This window comes from Bacillus sp. 007/AIA-02/001 (genome assembly GCF_004634455.1).
Classification (GTDB): domain Bacteria; phylum Bacillota; class Bacilli; order Bacillales; family Bacillaceae_G; genus Bacillus_A; species Bacillus_A cereus.
This window is the reverse complement of sequence record NZ_SEIY01000035.1, coordinates 1-15,019: the sequence shown is the minus strand read 5'-3', so window position 1 is coordinate 15,019 and position 15,019 is coordinate 1. Positions and strand designations below refer to the sequence as shown.

The window sequence follows — 15,019 nt, the reverse complement described above, 5'->3', positions numbered from 1 at the left end:
TCGAGGTGGAAGCATGGTGACATGTGGAGCTGACGAATACTAATAGATCGAGGACTTAACCATATAATATGTAGCAAATGTTATCTAGTTTTGAAGGAATATGCCTTCATAGTTTGGTGATGATGGCAGAGAGGTCACACCCGTTCCCATACCGAACACGGAAGTTAAGCTCTCTAGCGCCGATGGTAGTTGGGACCTTGTCCCTGTGAGAGTAGGACGTCGCCAAGCAACTAAAAACACAAGTCATTTGACTTGTGTTTTTTTATTTCCCATGAAATAGATTTGGTTCCATTAATAAAAAATTTGAAATATAGTAAGGGATTTTTTGAGCAGAAATACTTAGAAATTGATAAATAAATGGATAATCTTCAGAACTATAACTGCCAAGTAAGTCATACCACCAATCTGTTTCATACCTAGAAATCATGCTTAAATTATAGAGCAATAAATAATGAATGAGGAGTTCAGGTAATATTGGCTTAGGATTTCTAGGATCAGTCGTAAGTGGCAAATAATAAGTATTAGTAAGATGTTCATAGTATAAAGGAGTACTGTACATAGGATTCCATGATTGAATGGGCGCTGTAAAAAGTAAATTCGATTGATTAGTCTTCTCAGGTACGTGCTGTATTGATAAATGCTTACAAGATGTTTCAATGTAACGAGAAAATCTCTCTTTAGTCATATGTAATCGATCTAGTAGGTTGACTGAAAAGGAGAGCTCATTTTTAATTGTTGAATCGATTTTATATAAAGTTGATCCTTTTTGACTATAACGAAATAAATTTTGTAATTCTGGAATATTTCCCATTAATTCTAACATGTTAAATTTTTCTGCTTCTAAGTGTTTCATGTGAAACAGTTGTTCTGCAACATGAGTAAATAATCCATTTTTTTGTACCTTCACCTCATCTTCTAAAAATTGATACCCTTGTTTTTTTCGTTTGCGAGTTGTAACGCCATGAGCTAAAACAGTAGTGGATTCAGGATAGTTAGGGTCAATAGTTAGTAGGCATGCTTTAAAAAGTTGACTAATTCCATAAAATAACAACATTGGTTGAATGGAAAATGGAGCTGTCTTATATAATTCATAATAATTTTTTCCGTGTTCTAAGTAATAAATAAAGGGATAACAATTTTCAAAACTTTTTTTTTCGGCATCCTGAATAGAGGATTTTTCGTAACAACGGGCAAGATAACGTTGTACGTTTTGAGATGAAAAAAAGAAACTTAACTGCTGCCAAGTACAAGATGTTTGATGCATATATTACGCTCCTTTTATTATCTAAAAATTCTAACATATATATACGTCCTTGACAGTATTTTAACCAATTGATAAGCTACTAATAATAATTTCTGGTATCATAGGGGGAACAATTATGTGGGAATCTAAATTTGTTAAAGAAGGTTTGACTTTTGATGATGTATTACTTGTACCAGCTAGGTCAGATATATTACCAAGAGAAGTAAGTGTTAAAACAGTTTTATCTGAAAGCTTACAGCTAAACATCCCGTTAATTAGTGCAGGAATGGATACAGTAACAGAAGCTGACATGGCTATTGCAATGGCTCGCCAGGGTGGTTTAGGAATTATTCATAAGAATATGTCTATTGAGCAACAAGCAGAGCAAGTTGATAAAGTAAAGCGCTCTGAAAGCGGCGTTATTTCAGATCCTTTCTTCTTAACTCCAGAACATCAAGTATATGATGCAGAACATCTTATGGGAAAATATCGTATCTCAGGTGTACCGGTTGTAAATAATTTAGATGAGCGAAAATTAGTTGGTATTATTACAAACCGTGATATGCGCTTCATCCAAGACTACTCAATCAAAATTTCTGACGTAATGACAAAAGAACAATTAATTACAGCTCCAGTTGGTACTACACTGGAAGAAGCTGAAAAGATCCTACAAAAGTATAAAATTGAAAAACTCCCTCTTGTTGATAATAACGGTGTATTACAAGGGCTTATTACAATAAAAGATATTGAAAAAGTAATTGAATTCCCAAACTCTGCTAAAGATAAGCAAGGACGCTTATTAGTTGGAGCAGCAGTTGGTGTAACAGCGGATGCAATGCTTCGCATCGATGCATTAGTAAAAGCTAGTGTAGATGCAATTGTACTTGATACAGCACATGGGCATTCTAAAGGTGTTATTGATAAGGTAAAAGAAGTTCGTGCTAAATATCCATCACTAAATATTATCGCTGGAAATGTTGCTACTGCTGAAGCAACGAAAGCACTAATTGAAGCTGGTGCAAACGTAGTTAAAGTTGGTATTGGACCAGGTTCTATTTGTACAACACGCGTTGTAGCCGGTGTTGGTGTACCACAATTAACTGCGGTTTATGATTGTGCAACAGAAGCTCGTAAACACGGCATTCCAGTTATTGCTGATGGCGGTATTAAGTACTCTGGTGATATGGTGAAAGCCTTAGCGGCAGGAGCACATGTTGTTATGCTAGGTAGCATGTTTGCAGGTGTTGCAGAAAGCCCTGGAGAAACTGAAATTTACCAAGGTCGTCAATTTAAAGTGTATCGTGGTATGGGTTCTGTCGGTGCGATGGAAAAAGGAAGTAAAGATCGTTACTTCCAAGAAGGCAATAAAAAACTTGTCCCAGAAGGTATTGAAGGACGAGTACCATATAAAGGACCTTTAGCAGATACAGTTCACCAATTAGTTGGTGGCTTACGTGCAGGTATGGGATATTGCGGAGCACAGGATTTAGAATTCTTACGCGAAAACGCACAATTCATTCGTATGTCAGGTGCTGGCTTACGTGAAAGTCATCCTCATCACGTACAAATTACAAAAGAGGCTCCAAACTACTCATTATAATGTCTTATATACAAATAGACAGAGATTTGATATCTCTGTCTATTTTTTTTTGATTATGTTAGAATAACGGTTATGTGAGTACATAGATATTGGGGGTAGCAAAAGTGAAAGGTATGTTTTGCAAAAGATTCATTGCTTTGGTAACAGTGCTTACACTAGCTTGTAGCATTTTTATGCCATATAGCAATGCATCAGCTGAAACAGGAGCCGCTTTAAACATTGAAGCAGGTGCGGCAATTTTAGTAGAAGCGAATTCTGGGAAAATTTTATATCAAAAGAATGCAGATGAATTATTATCCATTGCTAGTATGACAAAGATGATGAGTGAATATTTAGTTCACGAAGCAGTGGATAAAGGAAAACTTAAGTGGGACCAGAAAATTAAGGTTTCTGAATATGCATATAAGGTTTCACAAGATGCTTCATTATCAAATGTTGCATTAGAAAATGGTGGCTCTTATACAGTAAAAGAGTTATACGAGGCAATGGCAATCTTTTCTGCAAATGGTGCAACAATTGCATTAGCAGAAGCAATTGCAGGTAAAGAAGTAGACTTCGTAAAAATGATGAATGATAAATCGAAAGAACTAGGGTTGAAAAATTATAAATTTGTCAATTCTACAGGTTTAACGAATAAAGATTTAAAGGGAATGCATCCTGAAGGAACAACAGCGGATGAAGAAAATAAAATGTCTGCAAAGGATGTTGCAACTTTAGCACAACATTTAATTAAAGATTATCCAAAAGTGTTAGATACAGCAAAAATCCCTAAAAAAGAATTCCGTCCAGAAAAAGAGAAGTTTGCAATGTCGAACTGGAACTGGATGTTAAAGGGCTTAGTTAAAGAATATGATGGCGTAGACGGCCTAAAAACAGGCTCAACTCCAGAGGCAGGAGATTGCTTCACTGGTACGGTTGAAAGAAACGGAATGCGTTTTATTTCTGTAGTTATTAAAACAAGTTCTCATACAGCACGTTTTGATGAAACAAAGAAGCTATATGATTATGGATTTGCTAACTTTGAAGTAAAACAAATGTATAAAAAAGGTTCTTCAGTAAAAGGACAAGAAACAGTACGAGTAGAAAATGCGAAAGATAAAGATGTAGCAGTTCAAACGAAACAAGCTATTTCACTTCCAGTGCCAAAAGGAAGTAAAGATGTTTATAAAACGGAATTAAAAGAATCAAGCAAGGGACAAGAAGCACCTATTAAAAAGGGAGCTGCGCTTGGTCAAATGGTAATTACGCCAAAAGATACAAACGACCCTGGATTTTTAACTGGTAAGTCACTGCAAGTGGATCTTGTAACAACATCTGAAGTAGAAGAAGCAAACTGGTTTACTCGTGCTATGCGCGGAATTGGTTCATTCTTTAGTGGCATGTGGAATAGTGCTGTTGATACAGTAAAAGGTTGGTTTTAAAAGCTCCTCATGATAGGAGCTTTTTTTTATTCCTATTTTTCATACCGACTTTATGAAAAAGTAGTAGACAAGCATCTGATAGTTAGTGGTAGAATGTAAGAGTATTCTTAATTTTCGCCTTTAACGGGGGAAAGCAATTCACCTAGGGGGGTTTTTGTACATGACAAATGTAACAGGGACAGAACGTGTAAAACGTGGAATGGCAGAAATGCAAAAAGGCGGCGTTATTATGGACGTAGTTAACGCTGAACAAGCAAAAATTGCAGAAGAGGCAGGCGCAGTTGCCGTTATGGCATTAGAGCGTGTACCAGCAGATATTCGTGCAGCAGGTGGCGTTTCTCGTATGGCAGACCCAACAATTGTTGAAGAAGTTATGGGTGCGGTGTCAATTCCGGTTATGGCAAAATGCCGTATCGGTCACCTTGTAGAAGCACGTGTATTAGAATCATTAGGGGTAGACTATATCGATGAGAGTGAAGTATTAACTCCTGCTGATGAAGTATACCATTTAAATAAACGTGATTACACAGTTCCATTTGTATGTGGTTGCCGTGATATCGGAGAAGCTGCACGTCGTATTGCAGAAGGTGCATCTATGCTTCGTACAAAAGGTGAACCAGGAACAGGAAACATTGTAGAGGCAGTGCGTCATATGCGCCAAGTCAATGCAGAAATCCGTCAAGTTGCGAGTCTACGTGAAGATGAGTTAATGACATATGCAAAAAATACTGGCGCTCCTTACGAAGTATTACTTGAAATTAAACGTCTTGGTCGCTTACCAGTTGTAAACTTTGCGGCAGGTGGTGTAGCAACACCAGCAGATGCAGCATTAATGATGCAACTTGGTGCTGATGGGGTATTTGTTGGATCTGGTATCTTCAAATCAGAAAACCCAGAGAAATTTGCACGTGCAATCGTTGAAGCAACGACTCATTATGAAGATTACGAACTAATTGCAAGCCTTTCTAAAGGATTAGGTAATGCAATGAAGGGTGTCGAAATTTCAACGTTATTACCAGAACAACGCATGCAAGAGCGTGGATGGTAATTAAAGGAGAACTTTAAAATGGTGAAAATCGGTGTACTAGGTCTTCAAGGTGCAGTTCGTGAGCATGTAAAATCAGTTGAAGCAAGTGGTGCAGAAGCTGTTGTTGTAAAGCGTATAGAGCAACTTGAAGAGATTGATGGTCTTATTTTACCAGGCGGTGAAAGTACAACAATGCGCCGTCTTATTGATAAGTATGCTTTCATGGAACCACTTCGTACATTTGCAAAGTCTGGTAAACCAATGTTTGGTACATGTGCAGGGATGATTCTTCTTGCGAAAACACTTATTGGCTATGAAGAAGCACATATTGGTGCTATGGATATTACAGTTGAGCGCAATGCGTTCGGACGCCAAAAGGATAGTTTTGAAGCTGCGCTTTCAATTGAAGGCGTGGGTGAAGACTTCATTGGTGTATTTATCCGTGCGCCGTATGTTGTAGAAGTAGCTGATAATGTTGAAGTGCTTTCTAAGCATGGTGACCGAATGGTAGCGGTAAGGCAAGATCAGTTTTTAGCTGCTTCATTCCATCCGGAATTAACAGATGATCATCGTGTGACAGCATACTTTGTTGAAATGGTAAAAGAAGCGAAAATGAAAAAAGTTGTATAAGTAACTTGCAACTTGTATAAGATTATAGTAAATTGATGGTAACAATTTTATAAAATAAGCGTGTTGATAGGAAATAGTAACAAATGTCGTTTCTTATAGAGAGTCGATGGTTGGTGGAAATCGATAGAAACAGTTTGTGAATCCATCCTGGAATGGAATGTGGAATATCTTTTGGATTAGTAAGCATTCCCGGTGAAGAGCCGTTATTTCTACTTGAGAGGAAAGCGGTAATGCTTTCAACTAGGGTGGCAACGCGGGTTAACTCCCGTCCCTTTATATAGGGACGGGAGTTTTTTGTGTTTTATAAAATAAAAGGAGGAGTATATAATGCTTGATATTAAATTTTTACGTACAAACTTTGAAGAAGTAAAAGCGAAATTACAGCATAGAGGCGAAGATTTAACTGATTTCGGCCGTTTTGAAGAACTTGATACGAGAAGAAGAGAACTACTTGTTCAGACAGAAGAATTAAAAAGTAAACGTAACGAAGTATCTCAACAAATTTCTGTATTAAAGCGCGAAAAGAAAGATGCAGAGGCTCTAATTTTAGAAATGCGTGAGGTTGGAGAAAAAGTAAAGGATCTTGATAACGAACTTCGTACAGTTGAAGAAGACTTAGAAAGATTAATGTTATCTATTCCAAATATCCCTCATGAATCTGCTCCAGTTGGTGAAACAGAGGATGATAATGTAGTAGCACGTACTTGGGGAGAAGTGAAAGAATTTACTTTTGAGCCAAAACCACATTGGGATCTTGCTACTGATTTAGGAATTTTAGATTTTGAACGCGCTGGGAAAGTAACAGGAAGCCGCTTCGTATTTTACAAAGGTGCTGGTGCAAGATTAGAGCGTGCTTTAATTAGCTTTATGCTTGATCTTCATACTGATGAGCATGGATATGAAGAAGTATTACCTCCATATATGGTAAACCGTGCAAGTATGACGGGAACAGGACAACTTCCAAAGTTTGAAGAAGATGCATTCCGTATTGAAAGTGAAGATTACTTCTTAATTCCAACAGCTGAAGTACCTGTAACGAATATGCATCGTGATGAGATTTTAAATAAAGAGCAATTGCCTATAAGATATGCTGCATTTAGCTCTTGCTTCCGTTCTGAAGCAGGTTCAGCTGGTCGTGATACACGTGGTTTAATTCGCCAGCATCAGTTCAATAAAGTAGAGCTTGTGAAGTTCGTAAAACCAGAAGATTCTTATGAAGAATTAGAAAAATTAACAAATGATGCAGAACGCGTGTTACAATTATTAGAGTTGCCATATCGCGTTATGAGCATGTGCACAGGCGATTTAGGATTTACAGCAGCGAAGAAATACGATATTGAAGTATGGATTCCAAGCTATGGCACATATCGTGAAATTTCTTCTTGTAGTAATTTTGAAGCTTTCCAAGCGAGACGTGCAAATATCCGTTTCCGCCGTGAGCCAAATGGAAAACCAGAACATGTTCATACATTAAATGGATCTGGTCTTGCAATCGGACGTACGGTTGCAGCTATTTTAGAGAACTACCAACAAGAAGATGGTACAATTATAATTCCAGAAGTTCTTCGCCCTTATATGGGAGGAAAAACAGTTATTAAGTAAATTTAAACATTCATCGGTATGAGTGATTGGTAATTATGAGCGTTGTCAGTACTGTAATGTAGGAAGGGAAAAGTAAAATTTTCCTTTCCTCATAATTTATTTTAGTAGGGTTGACTAACTGTTTTTCTTTTGATATTATATTTGATGTCAATATGGAGGTATACCCAAGTCTGGCTGAAGGGATCGGTCTTGAAAACCGACAGGCGGCGAGAGTCGCGCGGGGGTTCGAATCCCTCTACCTCCTCCAGATATAATTGACAACAGCGCATATAAGTGGAGATTGGAGAACTCGTTACCAACACGTAACGAGTTTTTATTTTAAAACCAATCATAAAGTATGGTGTAAGGCAATTTTGTCCTTATTACACACTCATATTCCGATGATTATCTTCATAGATATGAAAGGAGTCAACATGGATCTTATTATACAAACGTTTCCTTTAGATGGAAAAACTTTATATTATGTACAATGTCCTGTCTGTAAGAACAATAGAATTTTAAACAGTGGTGCAAACGTATCACGCATTATTAGTGATGATACATTCCGTAAACTTTGTGGTTGTACTTGCGATGTAAAACAAGCTACGAGTAAAGTAGAGGCGCCAAAACAAGTTAAAAAAGCAGCTGTAAAGAAAGCGGCGGCTCCAAAACGTACAGGTAAAGTATTAACGGCAGTAATTAACGGGAAAGAAATGACTGTTAAAGAGATTGCTGAAGCATACGATATTAGTACAAGTACTGTTCGTCAGCGCATTAACGCAGGAAAACCTGAGAGTGAAATTATTGCTCCAACAAAGAAGAAGTAATTTAATAGGAAAACCCGTGCATATGCACGGGTTTTTTATTTTACAAGTTTACGTGTTTGTTTTAAAAAATGGCCAATTTTTTTAATGATTGGTTCGATTGAATCACCATCTTTTAAAATATCGTACTCATTAATATTTAAGCGTAATACAGGGCATGAATTAAAGTTGTTAATCCAGTTTTCATAACGTCCATGCATTTCTTTCCAGTACTCAATTGGTGTTTGCTGTTCCATTGGGCGCCCGCGTTCTTGAATACGATCGACAATATCATCGAAAGAACCTTCTAAGTAAATTAATAAGTCTGGATGAGGGAAGTAAGGAGTCATGACCATAGCGTCAAATAAACCTTTGTATGTTTCATAATCAGTTTCCGTCATTGTTCCTTTTTCATGATGCATCTTTGCGAAAATTCCAGTGTCTTCGTAAATGGAACGATCTTGAACAAAACCGCCACCATATTCAAAAATTCTTTTTTGTTCCTTAAATCGTTCTGCTAAAAAGTACACTTGTAGGTGGAAGCTCCAACGAGTGAAGTCCGCATAGAACTTGTCCAAATATGGATTGGAATCTACTTTTTCAAATGATGTGCGATAACCTAAAGCATTAGCTAATGCAGTTGTCATAGTTGATTTACCCACACCTACCGTTCCGGCGATAGTGATTACTGCGTCATTGGGTATATCATATTTTTGCCTTAAATTCATTATTATTTCGACTCCTTTAAGAGAGTATTTTGAAGGGCAGATAGGATGACGTTTAAATCATCAGGATTTTTTACAAAATCCATATCGTCTCCATTAAATTTCAATACTGGTATTTCCGGATGATCTTTTTTAAAAGCATCCATTGCTGTTTCATAATCTTTTGTGAGCTGTAGTAAGTAATTTGGATCCATGTTTTTTTCAAATTCTCTTCCGCGCATGGCGATTCGTTTTTGCAATGTTTCTAGGCTAGCTGTTAAATAAACAATGACATTTGGCACAGGCATATCTTGTGTAAGGATACGATAAATTTGCATGTATTTGTCATATTGGGAGTCTTTTAATGTGCGGGATGCAAAAATTAAATTTTTAAAGATATGGTAATCCGCTACTACTGGTTTGCTTTGATTCAAATACTTTATGTTAATGTCTTCTAATTGTTTGTATCTATTACAAAGAAAGAACATCTCTGTTTGAAAACTCCATTCGTCGATGTCTTCATAGAACTTTCCTAAAAAGGGATTTTCATCAACAATCTCTTTTAGTAAGTGGAGTTGCATGTGAGTTGAAATTTCCTTCGCAAGTGAAGTTTTTCCAACACCAATTGGTCCTTCAACCGTGATAAATGGTACTCCGGTCACGCTGTTTCCTCCTTTCAATCAGTGATTTACCGTGACTACTAAAAACACAAAACAGAATTATTGTAGCACAAGAGGGAAGCGAGCGGGTTAATTTGATATAAAAAGTTAGAAAATAGATATATGTATTAATTAAATTTTATTTTGGTTGATGATGTTATAGTTGCTTTCAATGTAGTTTCCATTATTTTTAAAGCATGTATATTATCTTGGTCGTTGTTAGAGGCGATACAATCCTCTGGTACATACAATGTATAATTTCTCGTATGAGCATCATTAGCTGTAAATAGGATACATATATTTCCGGCAACCCCTGTTAATATTAGATTTTCTATTTTTAAATAACCTAGTAATGAATTTAAAGGTGTTTCATAAAAAGCGGAATAATGTGGTTTAATAAAAATGTAATCATCAGAACTTGGAGCAATCTTATGGATTATGTTTTCGCTATATTCATTTGTACAATGAGTAATAAGTTGGTCGATATCAGATCTCCACAGTTGATAATGGTCATTAACGTAAATTATAGGACAGCCGAAGGATTTCATTTTTTTCTTTAATTGTAAAATAGGGTTTGTTATAATTTCACATTTTTTAGCTAGAATGGGTCCGTGGGAAAATTGAAAGTCATTAATCATATCGATAATGAGCAAGGCGGTATTTTTCATATGTAATCCCCTCTCTTTTTTCTCTTAGGGTGGATTGAATTTGTAAAAGTTATCCCCTGTGTAGTAAATGGAAATAAGTGTACTTTATTTGTGATGAAAGGACTATGTTATGGAACAAGATCAAGATATTTATTTTATGCAATTAGCGATAGAAGAAGCTAAAAAGGCAGAGGAAATACAGGAAGTACCAATTGGAGCAGTTATAGTGTTAGATGGTGAGGTAATTAGTGTTGCTCATAATTTAAGGGAAACTGAGCAGAGATCAATAGCTCATGCTGAGTTGCTAGCGATAGATGAGGCGTGTAAAAAATTAGGGACATGGCGTTTAGAAGATGCAACATTGTATGTAACATTAGAACCTTGTCCAATGTGTGCAGGTGGAATTGTTTTATCACGAGTGAAGCGAGTTGTATATGGTGCAAGTGATCCGAAGGGCGGATGTGCAGGGACATTGATGAATCTTTTAACGGATGAACGCTTCAATCATCAATGTGAAGTAGTATCTGGTGTACTAGAGGAAGAATGCGGTACGTTGTTAACAAGCTTTTTTAGAGAGCTTCGTAAAAAAAGAAAAGCAATAAAAAAATTAGAGAAGAATATTGGGAACTAACGTATTTGCATTTTATAAAGAAACAAGTTATACTGATAATGCCTTTAATGAAGGCAACCGAATATTGGTTTTAACTTTGCCGTGCTAAGCGGGGAGGTAGCGGTGCCCTATACTCGCAATCCGCTCTAGCGAGGCCGAATCCCCTCTCGAGGTTATGTTGCTGTAAGGTCTGCCTTAAGTAAGTGGTGTTGACGTTTGGGTCCTGCGCAACGGGACCCCGTGAACCTTGTCAGGTCCGGAAGGAAGCAGCAATAAGCGGGTCTTCTCGTGTGCCGCAGGAGTGCCTGAACCGAGCTAACTGCTTGAGTAACGCTTATGGTACGTAATCGACGGAGGGTGCACGGCAGTTATATATGTATACAAAACTCACCTTAATACAAAGGTGAGTTTTTTGTATAGAAAATAACTTTTGGAATCTATAAACAGAATGGGTTATAATAAATGAGATAATAACCTTTGAGGGAGGCCGTATTTTCGTGTCATACCAAGCGTTATACCGAACATGGAGACCGCAAAAGTTCGAAGATGTAGTCGGTCAAAAGCACGTGACAAAAACGTTGCAAAATGCCCTTCTTCAAGAGAAAGTTTCACATGCTTATTTATTTTCTGGCCCGAGGGGAACAGGGAAAACGACAATTGCAAAAGTATTTGCAAAAGCAATTAACTGTGAACATGCTCCGGTAGCTGAACCTTGTAATGAATGTCCTTCTTGTTTAGGAATTACACAAGGATCCATTTCAGATGTATTAGAAATTGATGCGGCTTCAAATAACGGTGTAGATGAAATTCGAGATATTAGAGATAAAGTAAAATATGCTCCAAGTGCTGTAGAATATAAAGTATACATTATTGATGAAGTTCACATGCTTTCTATGGGTGCATTCAATGCGCTTTTAAAAACCTTAGAAGAGCCGCCAGGACATGTTATCTTTATTTTGGCGACAACAGAACCTCATAAGATCCCGCCTACAATTATTTCACGTTGTCAGCGTTTTGAATTCCGAAAAATATCAGTGAATGATATTGTTGAGAGATTATCAACGGTCGTGACAAATGAAGGTACGCAAGTGGAAGATGAGGCATTACAAATTGTTGCGCGTGCTGCTGAAGGTGGTATGCGTGACGCACTTAGTCTTATTGATCAGGCTATATCTTATAGTGATGAGACCGTTACGACAGAAGATGTATTGGCCGTAACAGGATCTGTTTCTCAGCAATACTTAGGCAATTTAGTAGAATGCATACGTGAAAATGATGTATCAAGAGCATTGCAAATCATAGATGAAATGATGAGTAAAGGGAAGGATCCAGTTCGTTTTATGGAGGATTTCATTTACTATTATCGTGATATGCTTTTATATCAAACTTCACCGCAACTAGAACATATGTTGGAACGAGTAATTGTAGATGATCAATTCCGTAAGTTGAGTGAAGAAATGCAACCGGAAGTGATCTATGAGATTATTCATACCCTTAGTAAGGGACAACAGGAAATGAAGTGGACAAATCATCCGCGTATTTTCTTAGAAGTTGTTATGGTGCAATTGTGTCAACAGTTTATGATGCAAGCAAATGGTACAGATCGTTTGCAAGCAATTATGAACAGGATGCAGCAACTGGAGAAAGAGTTAGAGCAAGTTAAAAAGAACGGTGTGCCAGCTGGTGTACAACAGGAAGTAAGAGAGACACGTGCAACACCAAAGCCGGTAAGAACAGGAAGTATGAAGATTCCTGTCGGACGTGTAAATGAAGTATTAAAACAAGCGAAGCGTCAAGATTTAGAACAATTAAAAGCTGTATGGGGTGAGTTGTTAGGAAGACTCAAATCATATAACAAAGTAGCGTTTGCTGTTTTACTAGAAAATAGCGAACCAGTGGCAGCTTCAGATGACACTTACGTTTTAGCATTTCAATATGAGATTCACTGTAAGATGGCGAGCGAAAATCGAGAAGCTATGGATACAGTAGAACAAGCTTTATTTGAATTGCTAAGTAAAAGGTTAAATATGATTGCCATTCCAAAAAGTGAATGGGGTAAAATCCGTGAAGACTTTTTACAACGTGAAGGTGGAGAGTCTGAAGAAAGCCCAGAGAAAAAGGAAGATCCTCTTATAGAAGAGGCAGTGAAATTAGTAGGGCAAGAACTCATTGAAATAAAAGAGTAATAATAATTAGGAGGAATTAATTATGATGCGTGGCGGAATGGGAAATATGAATAACATGATGAAACAAATGCAAAAGATGCAAAAGGACATGGCGAAAGCACAAGAAGAGCTTGGTGAAAAAACAGTTGAAGGTACAGCTGGCGGCGGAATGATTACAGTTATCGCAAATGGTCACAAGCAAATTCTTGAAGTGAAGATTAAAGAAGAAGTTGTAGATCCAGAAGATATCGAAATGCTACAAGACTTAGTATTAGCTGCAACAAATGATGCACTTAAAAAGGCTGATGAGCTTTCAAACTCTACAATGGGTAAATTTACAAAAGGCTTAAACTTACCAGGTGGAATGTTCTAGGAGGATATTGATACATGCATTATCCAGAACCAATATCAAAACTAATCGATAGTTTTATGAAGTTGCCAGGTATCGGACCGAAAACAGCGGTTCGATTGGCATTTTTCGTATTAGATATGAAAGAAGATGATGTGTTAGGTTTCGCGAAAGCACTTGTAAATGCGAAGCGAGATTTAGCGTACTGTTCTGTATGCGGACATATTACTGATCGTGATCCTTGTTATATTTGTAATGATTCACATCGAGATCAATCAGTTGTTTGTGTCGTACAAGAACCGAAAGATGTAATCGCGATGGAAAAAATGAAAGAGTATCAAGGTGTATATCATGTGTTACGTGGTGCGATTTCTCCTATGGAGGGAATTGGACCGGAAGACATTAATATCCCGCAACTCTTAAAGCGACTACATGATGAAACGGTACAAGAAGTGATATTAGCAACAAACCCTAATATTGAAGGGGAAGCTACAGCGATGTATATCTCCCGCCTCTTAAAACCTACAGGCATTAAAGTAACTCGTATTGCACATGGTCTGCCAGTTGGTGGAGATTTAGAATATGCAGATGAAGTGACATTATCCAAAGCGTTAGAAGGTCGCAGAGAAGTATAAGAGGAGAAACGAAAATGTTCTTTCAAAAAAAGGGTAAATTGCGTAAAGAGTATGACGATAAGTTAATTGTACTTTTGGAAAAAGTGAAGAATGAGTGGTTACGTCAGAAGAGAATGGTCGAACAAAGTGTAGAACCGTCTCAAGATGTCATTTGTTCTTTGAAAATAGCAGAGGCGAAATATTTCTTTTTGTTGAAAGAAGCAAAGCGTCGTCCTGTAAAAATGGAACAATGGTAAAAGGTTCTGCTTTCTAAGCAGGCCTTTTTATTTTATTTGTTAAATGCTGAGGTATCGTTTTATTTAGTTTATATAAAAGAGATGCTGCATATGATAACTGTTCTTTTTTATTGTCTTGTCCCATACAAATAGATGTATAGGTCATTCATAAGGAGGAAAAAATGAATTCTACAATTATTATTGTTGGCATTCTTACTTTAGTATTTATTTTTCTTGTTTTTGGTGTTGCCTCTAAGCCATTACGTTTTATAGGTAAGGTGATTTTTCATGTTACTTTAGGAATAGCATTGCTTTTTATCGTAAATGTTGTAGGGACATATTTTGATTTTCATATCCCGATTAACATGGGGACAGCAGCAATAACGAGTTTGTTAGGCTTACCGGGTGTGGCAGCGTTAGTGATTATTAAGCTTTATATCATGCCAAGATAAAATTATTTTGGCATTTTTTTAAAAAGTGTTGACTATTAAATGATTAATATGGTAAATTAATAAGCGTCGTCAGCAACGAAAGAAAAAAGCTGTTGACAGATTTAACGAGAAGTGTTAAATTATAAAAGTCGCTGAAACGCGATATTGAACTTTGAAAACTAAACGAAACAAACAACGTGAAACGTCAATTTTTATTTTAGATGCTAGACAAACTAACTTTATTGGAGAGTTTGATCCTGGCTCAGGATGAACGCTGGCGGCGTGCCTAATACATGCAA

16 protein-coding genes, 1 tRNA gene, 2 rRNA genes, 1 other RNA gene and 1 other annotated feature are annotated in these 15,019 nt (G+C 37.0%); of the genes, 16 read left to right on the top strand and 4 right to left on the bottom strand.

What is annotated here, in order from left to right; genetic code table 11:
* Positions 1-112 precede the first annotated feature (112 nt).
* Positions 113-228: ribosomal RNA gene (gene rrf, locus ES895_RS28760) — 5S ribosomal RNA — on the top strand.
* A 34-nt stretch (positions 229-262) separates the two neighbouring features.
* Here rrf and ES895_RS28755 read toward each other — a convergent pair.
* Positions 263-1,264, bottom strand: coding sequence for a YaaC family protein (locus tag ES895_RS28755; protein ID WP_000554291.1), 1,002 nt, complete (start codon positions 1,262-1,264; stop codon positions 263-265).
* A gap of 115 nt (positions 1,265-1,379) precedes the next feature.
* On the opposite strand from ES895_RS28755, the gene guaB reads away from it, so the two are divergent.
* From guaB to ES895_RS28720, 7 genes are all read left to right on the top strand, one after another.
* Positions 1,380-2,843, top strand: a complete 1,464-nt coding sequence (gene guaB, locus ES895_RS28750; RefSeq protein ID WP_000264088.1) for an IMP dehydrogenase — start codon at positions 1,380-1,382, stop codon at positions 2,841-2,843.
* A 113-nt stretch (positions 2,844-2,956) separates the two neighbouring features.
* The gene (gene dacA / locus ES895_RS28745; RefSeq protein WP_125653127.1) at positions 2,957-4,264 is read left to right on the top strand and encodes a D-alanyl-D-alanine carboxypeptidase DacA; all 1,308 of its coding nucleotides are present in this window, start codon (positions 2,957-2,959) and stop codon (positions 4,262-4,264) included.
* A gap of 160 nt (positions 4,265-4,424) precedes the next feature.
* Positions 4,425-5,312, top strand: a complete 888-nt coding sequence (pdxS, locus tag ES895_RS28740) for a pyridoxal 5'-phosphate synthase lyase subunit PdxS (protein WP_000186165.1) — start codon at positions 4,425-4,427, stop codon at positions 5,310-5,312.
* A gap of 18 nt (positions 5,313-5,330) precedes the next feature.
* Positions 5,331-5,921, top strand: coding sequence for a pyridoxal 5'-phosphate synthase glutaminase subunit PdxT (gene pdxT / locus ES895_RS28735; RefSeq protein WP_000238783.1), 591 nt, complete (start codon positions 5,331-5,333; stop codon positions 5,919-5,921).
* Between the two features lie 54 nt (positions 5,922-5,975).
* Positions 5,976-6,197, top strand: a binding site (T-box leader).
* A gap of 51 nt (positions 6,198-6,248) precedes the next feature.
* Positions 6,249-7,523, top strand: a complete 1,275-nt coding sequence (gene serS / locus ES895_RS28730) for a serine--tRNA ligase (protein ID WP_000884186.1) — start codon at positions 6,249-6,251, stop codon at positions 7,521-7,523.
* Between the two features lie 154 nt (positions 7,524-7,677).
* Positions 7,678-7,770, top strand: a tRNA-Ser gene (locus ES895_RS28725).
* 166 nt (positions 7,771-7,936) lie between these two features.
* Complete coding sequence (locus ES895_RS28720) at positions 7,937-8,329, top strand: sigma factor-like helix-turn-helix DNA-binding protein (protein ID WP_000364196.1); 393 nt, start codon at positions 7,937-7,939, stop codon at positions 8,327-8,329.
* Positions 8,330-8,364: 35 nt separating this feature from the next.
* On the opposite strand, the gene ES895_RS28715 is transcribed toward ES895_RS28720, so the two are convergent.
* The 3 genes from ES895_RS28715 to ES895_RS28705 form a co-directional block, all read right to left on the bottom strand.
* A complete protein-coding gene (locus ES895_RS28715; protein ID WP_001053585.1) occupies positions 8,365-9,033 on the bottom strand; it encodes a deoxynucleoside kinase in 669 nt (222 codons plus the stop codon).
* 2 nt (positions 9,034-9,035) lie between these two features.
* Positions 9,036-9,671 carry a deoxynucleoside kinase gene (locus tag ES895_RS28710; protein WP_097995700.1) on the bottom strand — a complete coding sequence of 212 codons (636 nt, stop codon included), beginning with the start codon at positions 9,669-9,671 and terminating at the stop codon, positions 9,036-9,038.
* A gap of 125 nt (positions 9,672-9,796) precedes the next feature.
* Positions 9,797-10,336 carry a cysteine hydrolase family protein gene (locus ES895_RS28705; RefSeq protein WP_135238859.1) on the bottom strand — a complete coding sequence of 180 codons (540 nt, stop codon included), beginning with the start codon at positions 10,334-10,336 and terminating at the stop codon, positions 9,797-9,799.
* Between the two features lie 109 nt (positions 10,337-10,445).
* Here ES895_RS28705 and tadA point away from each other — a divergent pair, with 109 nt between their 5' ends.
* The 8 genes from tadA to ES895_RS28660 all read left to right on the top strand — a co-directional run.
* On the top strand, positions 10,446-10,946 hold the full coding sequence (gene tadA, locus ES895_RS28695) for a tRNA adenosine(34) deaminase TadA (protein ID WP_000434331.1): 501 nt from the start codon (positions 10,446-10,448) through the stop codon (positions 10,944-10,946).
* A 79-nt stretch (positions 10,947-11,025) separates the two neighbouring features.
* Positions 11,026-11,290: signal recognition particle sRNA large type (gene ffs, locus ES895_RS28690), an RNA gene on the top strand.
* 132 nt (positions 11,291-11,422) lie between these two features.
* Complete coding sequence (dnaX, locus tag ES895_RS28685; protein ID WP_000121575.1) at positions 11,423-13,111, top strand: DNA polymerase III subunit gamma/tau; 1,689 nt, start codon at positions 11,423-11,425, stop codon at positions 13,109-13,111.
* A 25-nt stretch (positions 13,112-13,136) separates the two neighbouring features.
* On the top strand, positions 13,137-13,463 hold the full coding sequence (locus ES895_RS28680; RefSeq protein ID WP_014894853.1) for a YbaB/EbfC family nucleoid-associated protein: 327 nt from the start codon (positions 13,137-13,139) through the stop codon (positions 13,461-13,463).
* Between the two features lie 14 nt (positions 13,464-13,477).
* Positions 13,478-14,074 (top strand): recombination protein RecR, encoded by a 597-nt coding sequence (recR, locus tag ES895_RS28675; protein WP_000559169.1) that lies wholly within the window; start codon positions 13,478-13,480, stop codon positions 14,072-14,074.
* A gap of 14 nt (positions 14,075-14,088) precedes the next feature.
* Entirely contained in the window at positions 14,089-14,310 is a 222-nt protein-coding gene (locus ES895_RS28670) for a YaaL family protein (protein WP_000466019.1), read from the top strand.
* A gap of 161 nt (positions 14,311-14,471) precedes the next feature.
* Entirely contained in the window at positions 14,472-14,741 is a 270-nt protein-coding gene (locus ES895_RS28665) for a pro-sigmaK processing inhibitor BofA family protein (protein WP_001089273.1), read from the top strand.
* A gap of 218 nt (positions 14,742-14,959) precedes the next feature.
* Positions 14,960-15,019: ribosomal RNA gene (locus ES895_RS28660) — 16S ribosomal RNA — on the top strand; the annotation flags it as partial.

Coding starts and splice junctions, on each gene's coding strand:
- ES895_RS28705 (WP_135238859.1), bottom strand. CDS start 10,336: ATGAAAAATACCGCCTTGCTCATTATCGATATGATTAATGACTTTCAA.
- ES895_RS28720 (WP_000364196.1), top strand. CDS start 7,937: ATGGATCTTATTATACAAACGTTTCCTTTAGATGGAAAAACTTTATAT.
- tadA (WP_000434331.1), top strand. CDS start 10,446: ATGGAACAAGATCAAGATATTTATTTTATGCAATTAGCGATAGAAGAA.
- guaB (WP_000264088.1), top strand. CDS start 1,380: ATGTGGGAATCTAAATTTGTTAAAGAAGGTTTGACTTTTGATGATGTA.
- ES895_RS28715 (WP_001053585.1), bottom strand. CDS start 9,033: ATGAATTTAAGGCAAAAATATGATATACCCAATGACGCAGTAATCACT.
- serS (WP_000884186.1), top strand. CDS start 6,249: ATGCTTGATATTAAATTTTTACGTACAAACTTTGAAGAAGTAAAAGCG.
- ES895_RS28680 (WP_014894853.1), top strand. CDS start 13,137: ATGCGTGGCGGAATGGGAAATATGAATAACATGATGAAACAAATGCAA.
- recR (WP_000559169.1), top strand. CDS start 13,478: ATGCATTATCCAGAACCAATATCAAAACTAATCGATAGTTTTATGAAG.
- ES895_RS28670 (WP_000466019.1), top strand. CDS start 14,089: ATGTTCTTTCAAAAAAAGGGTAAATTGCGTAAAGAGTATGACGATAAG.
- pdxS (WP_000186165.1), top strand. CDS start 4,425: ATGACAAATGTAACAGGGACAGAACGTGTAAAACGTGGAATGGCAGAA.
- ES895_RS28755 (WP_000554291.1), bottom strand. CDS start 1,264: ATGCATCAAACATCTTGTACTTGGCAGCAGTTAAGTTTCTTTTTTTCA.
- dacA (WP_125653127.1), top strand. CDS start 2,957: ATGTTTTGCAAAAGATTCATTGCTTTGGTAACAGTGCTTACACTAGCT.
- pdxT (WP_000238783.1), top strand. CDS start 5,331: ATGGTGAAAATCGGTGTACTAGGTCTTCAAGGTGCAGTTCGTGAGCAT.
- ES895_RS28665 (WP_001089273.1), top strand. CDS start 14,472: ATGAATTCTACAATTATTATTGTTGGCATTCTTACTTTAGTATTTATT.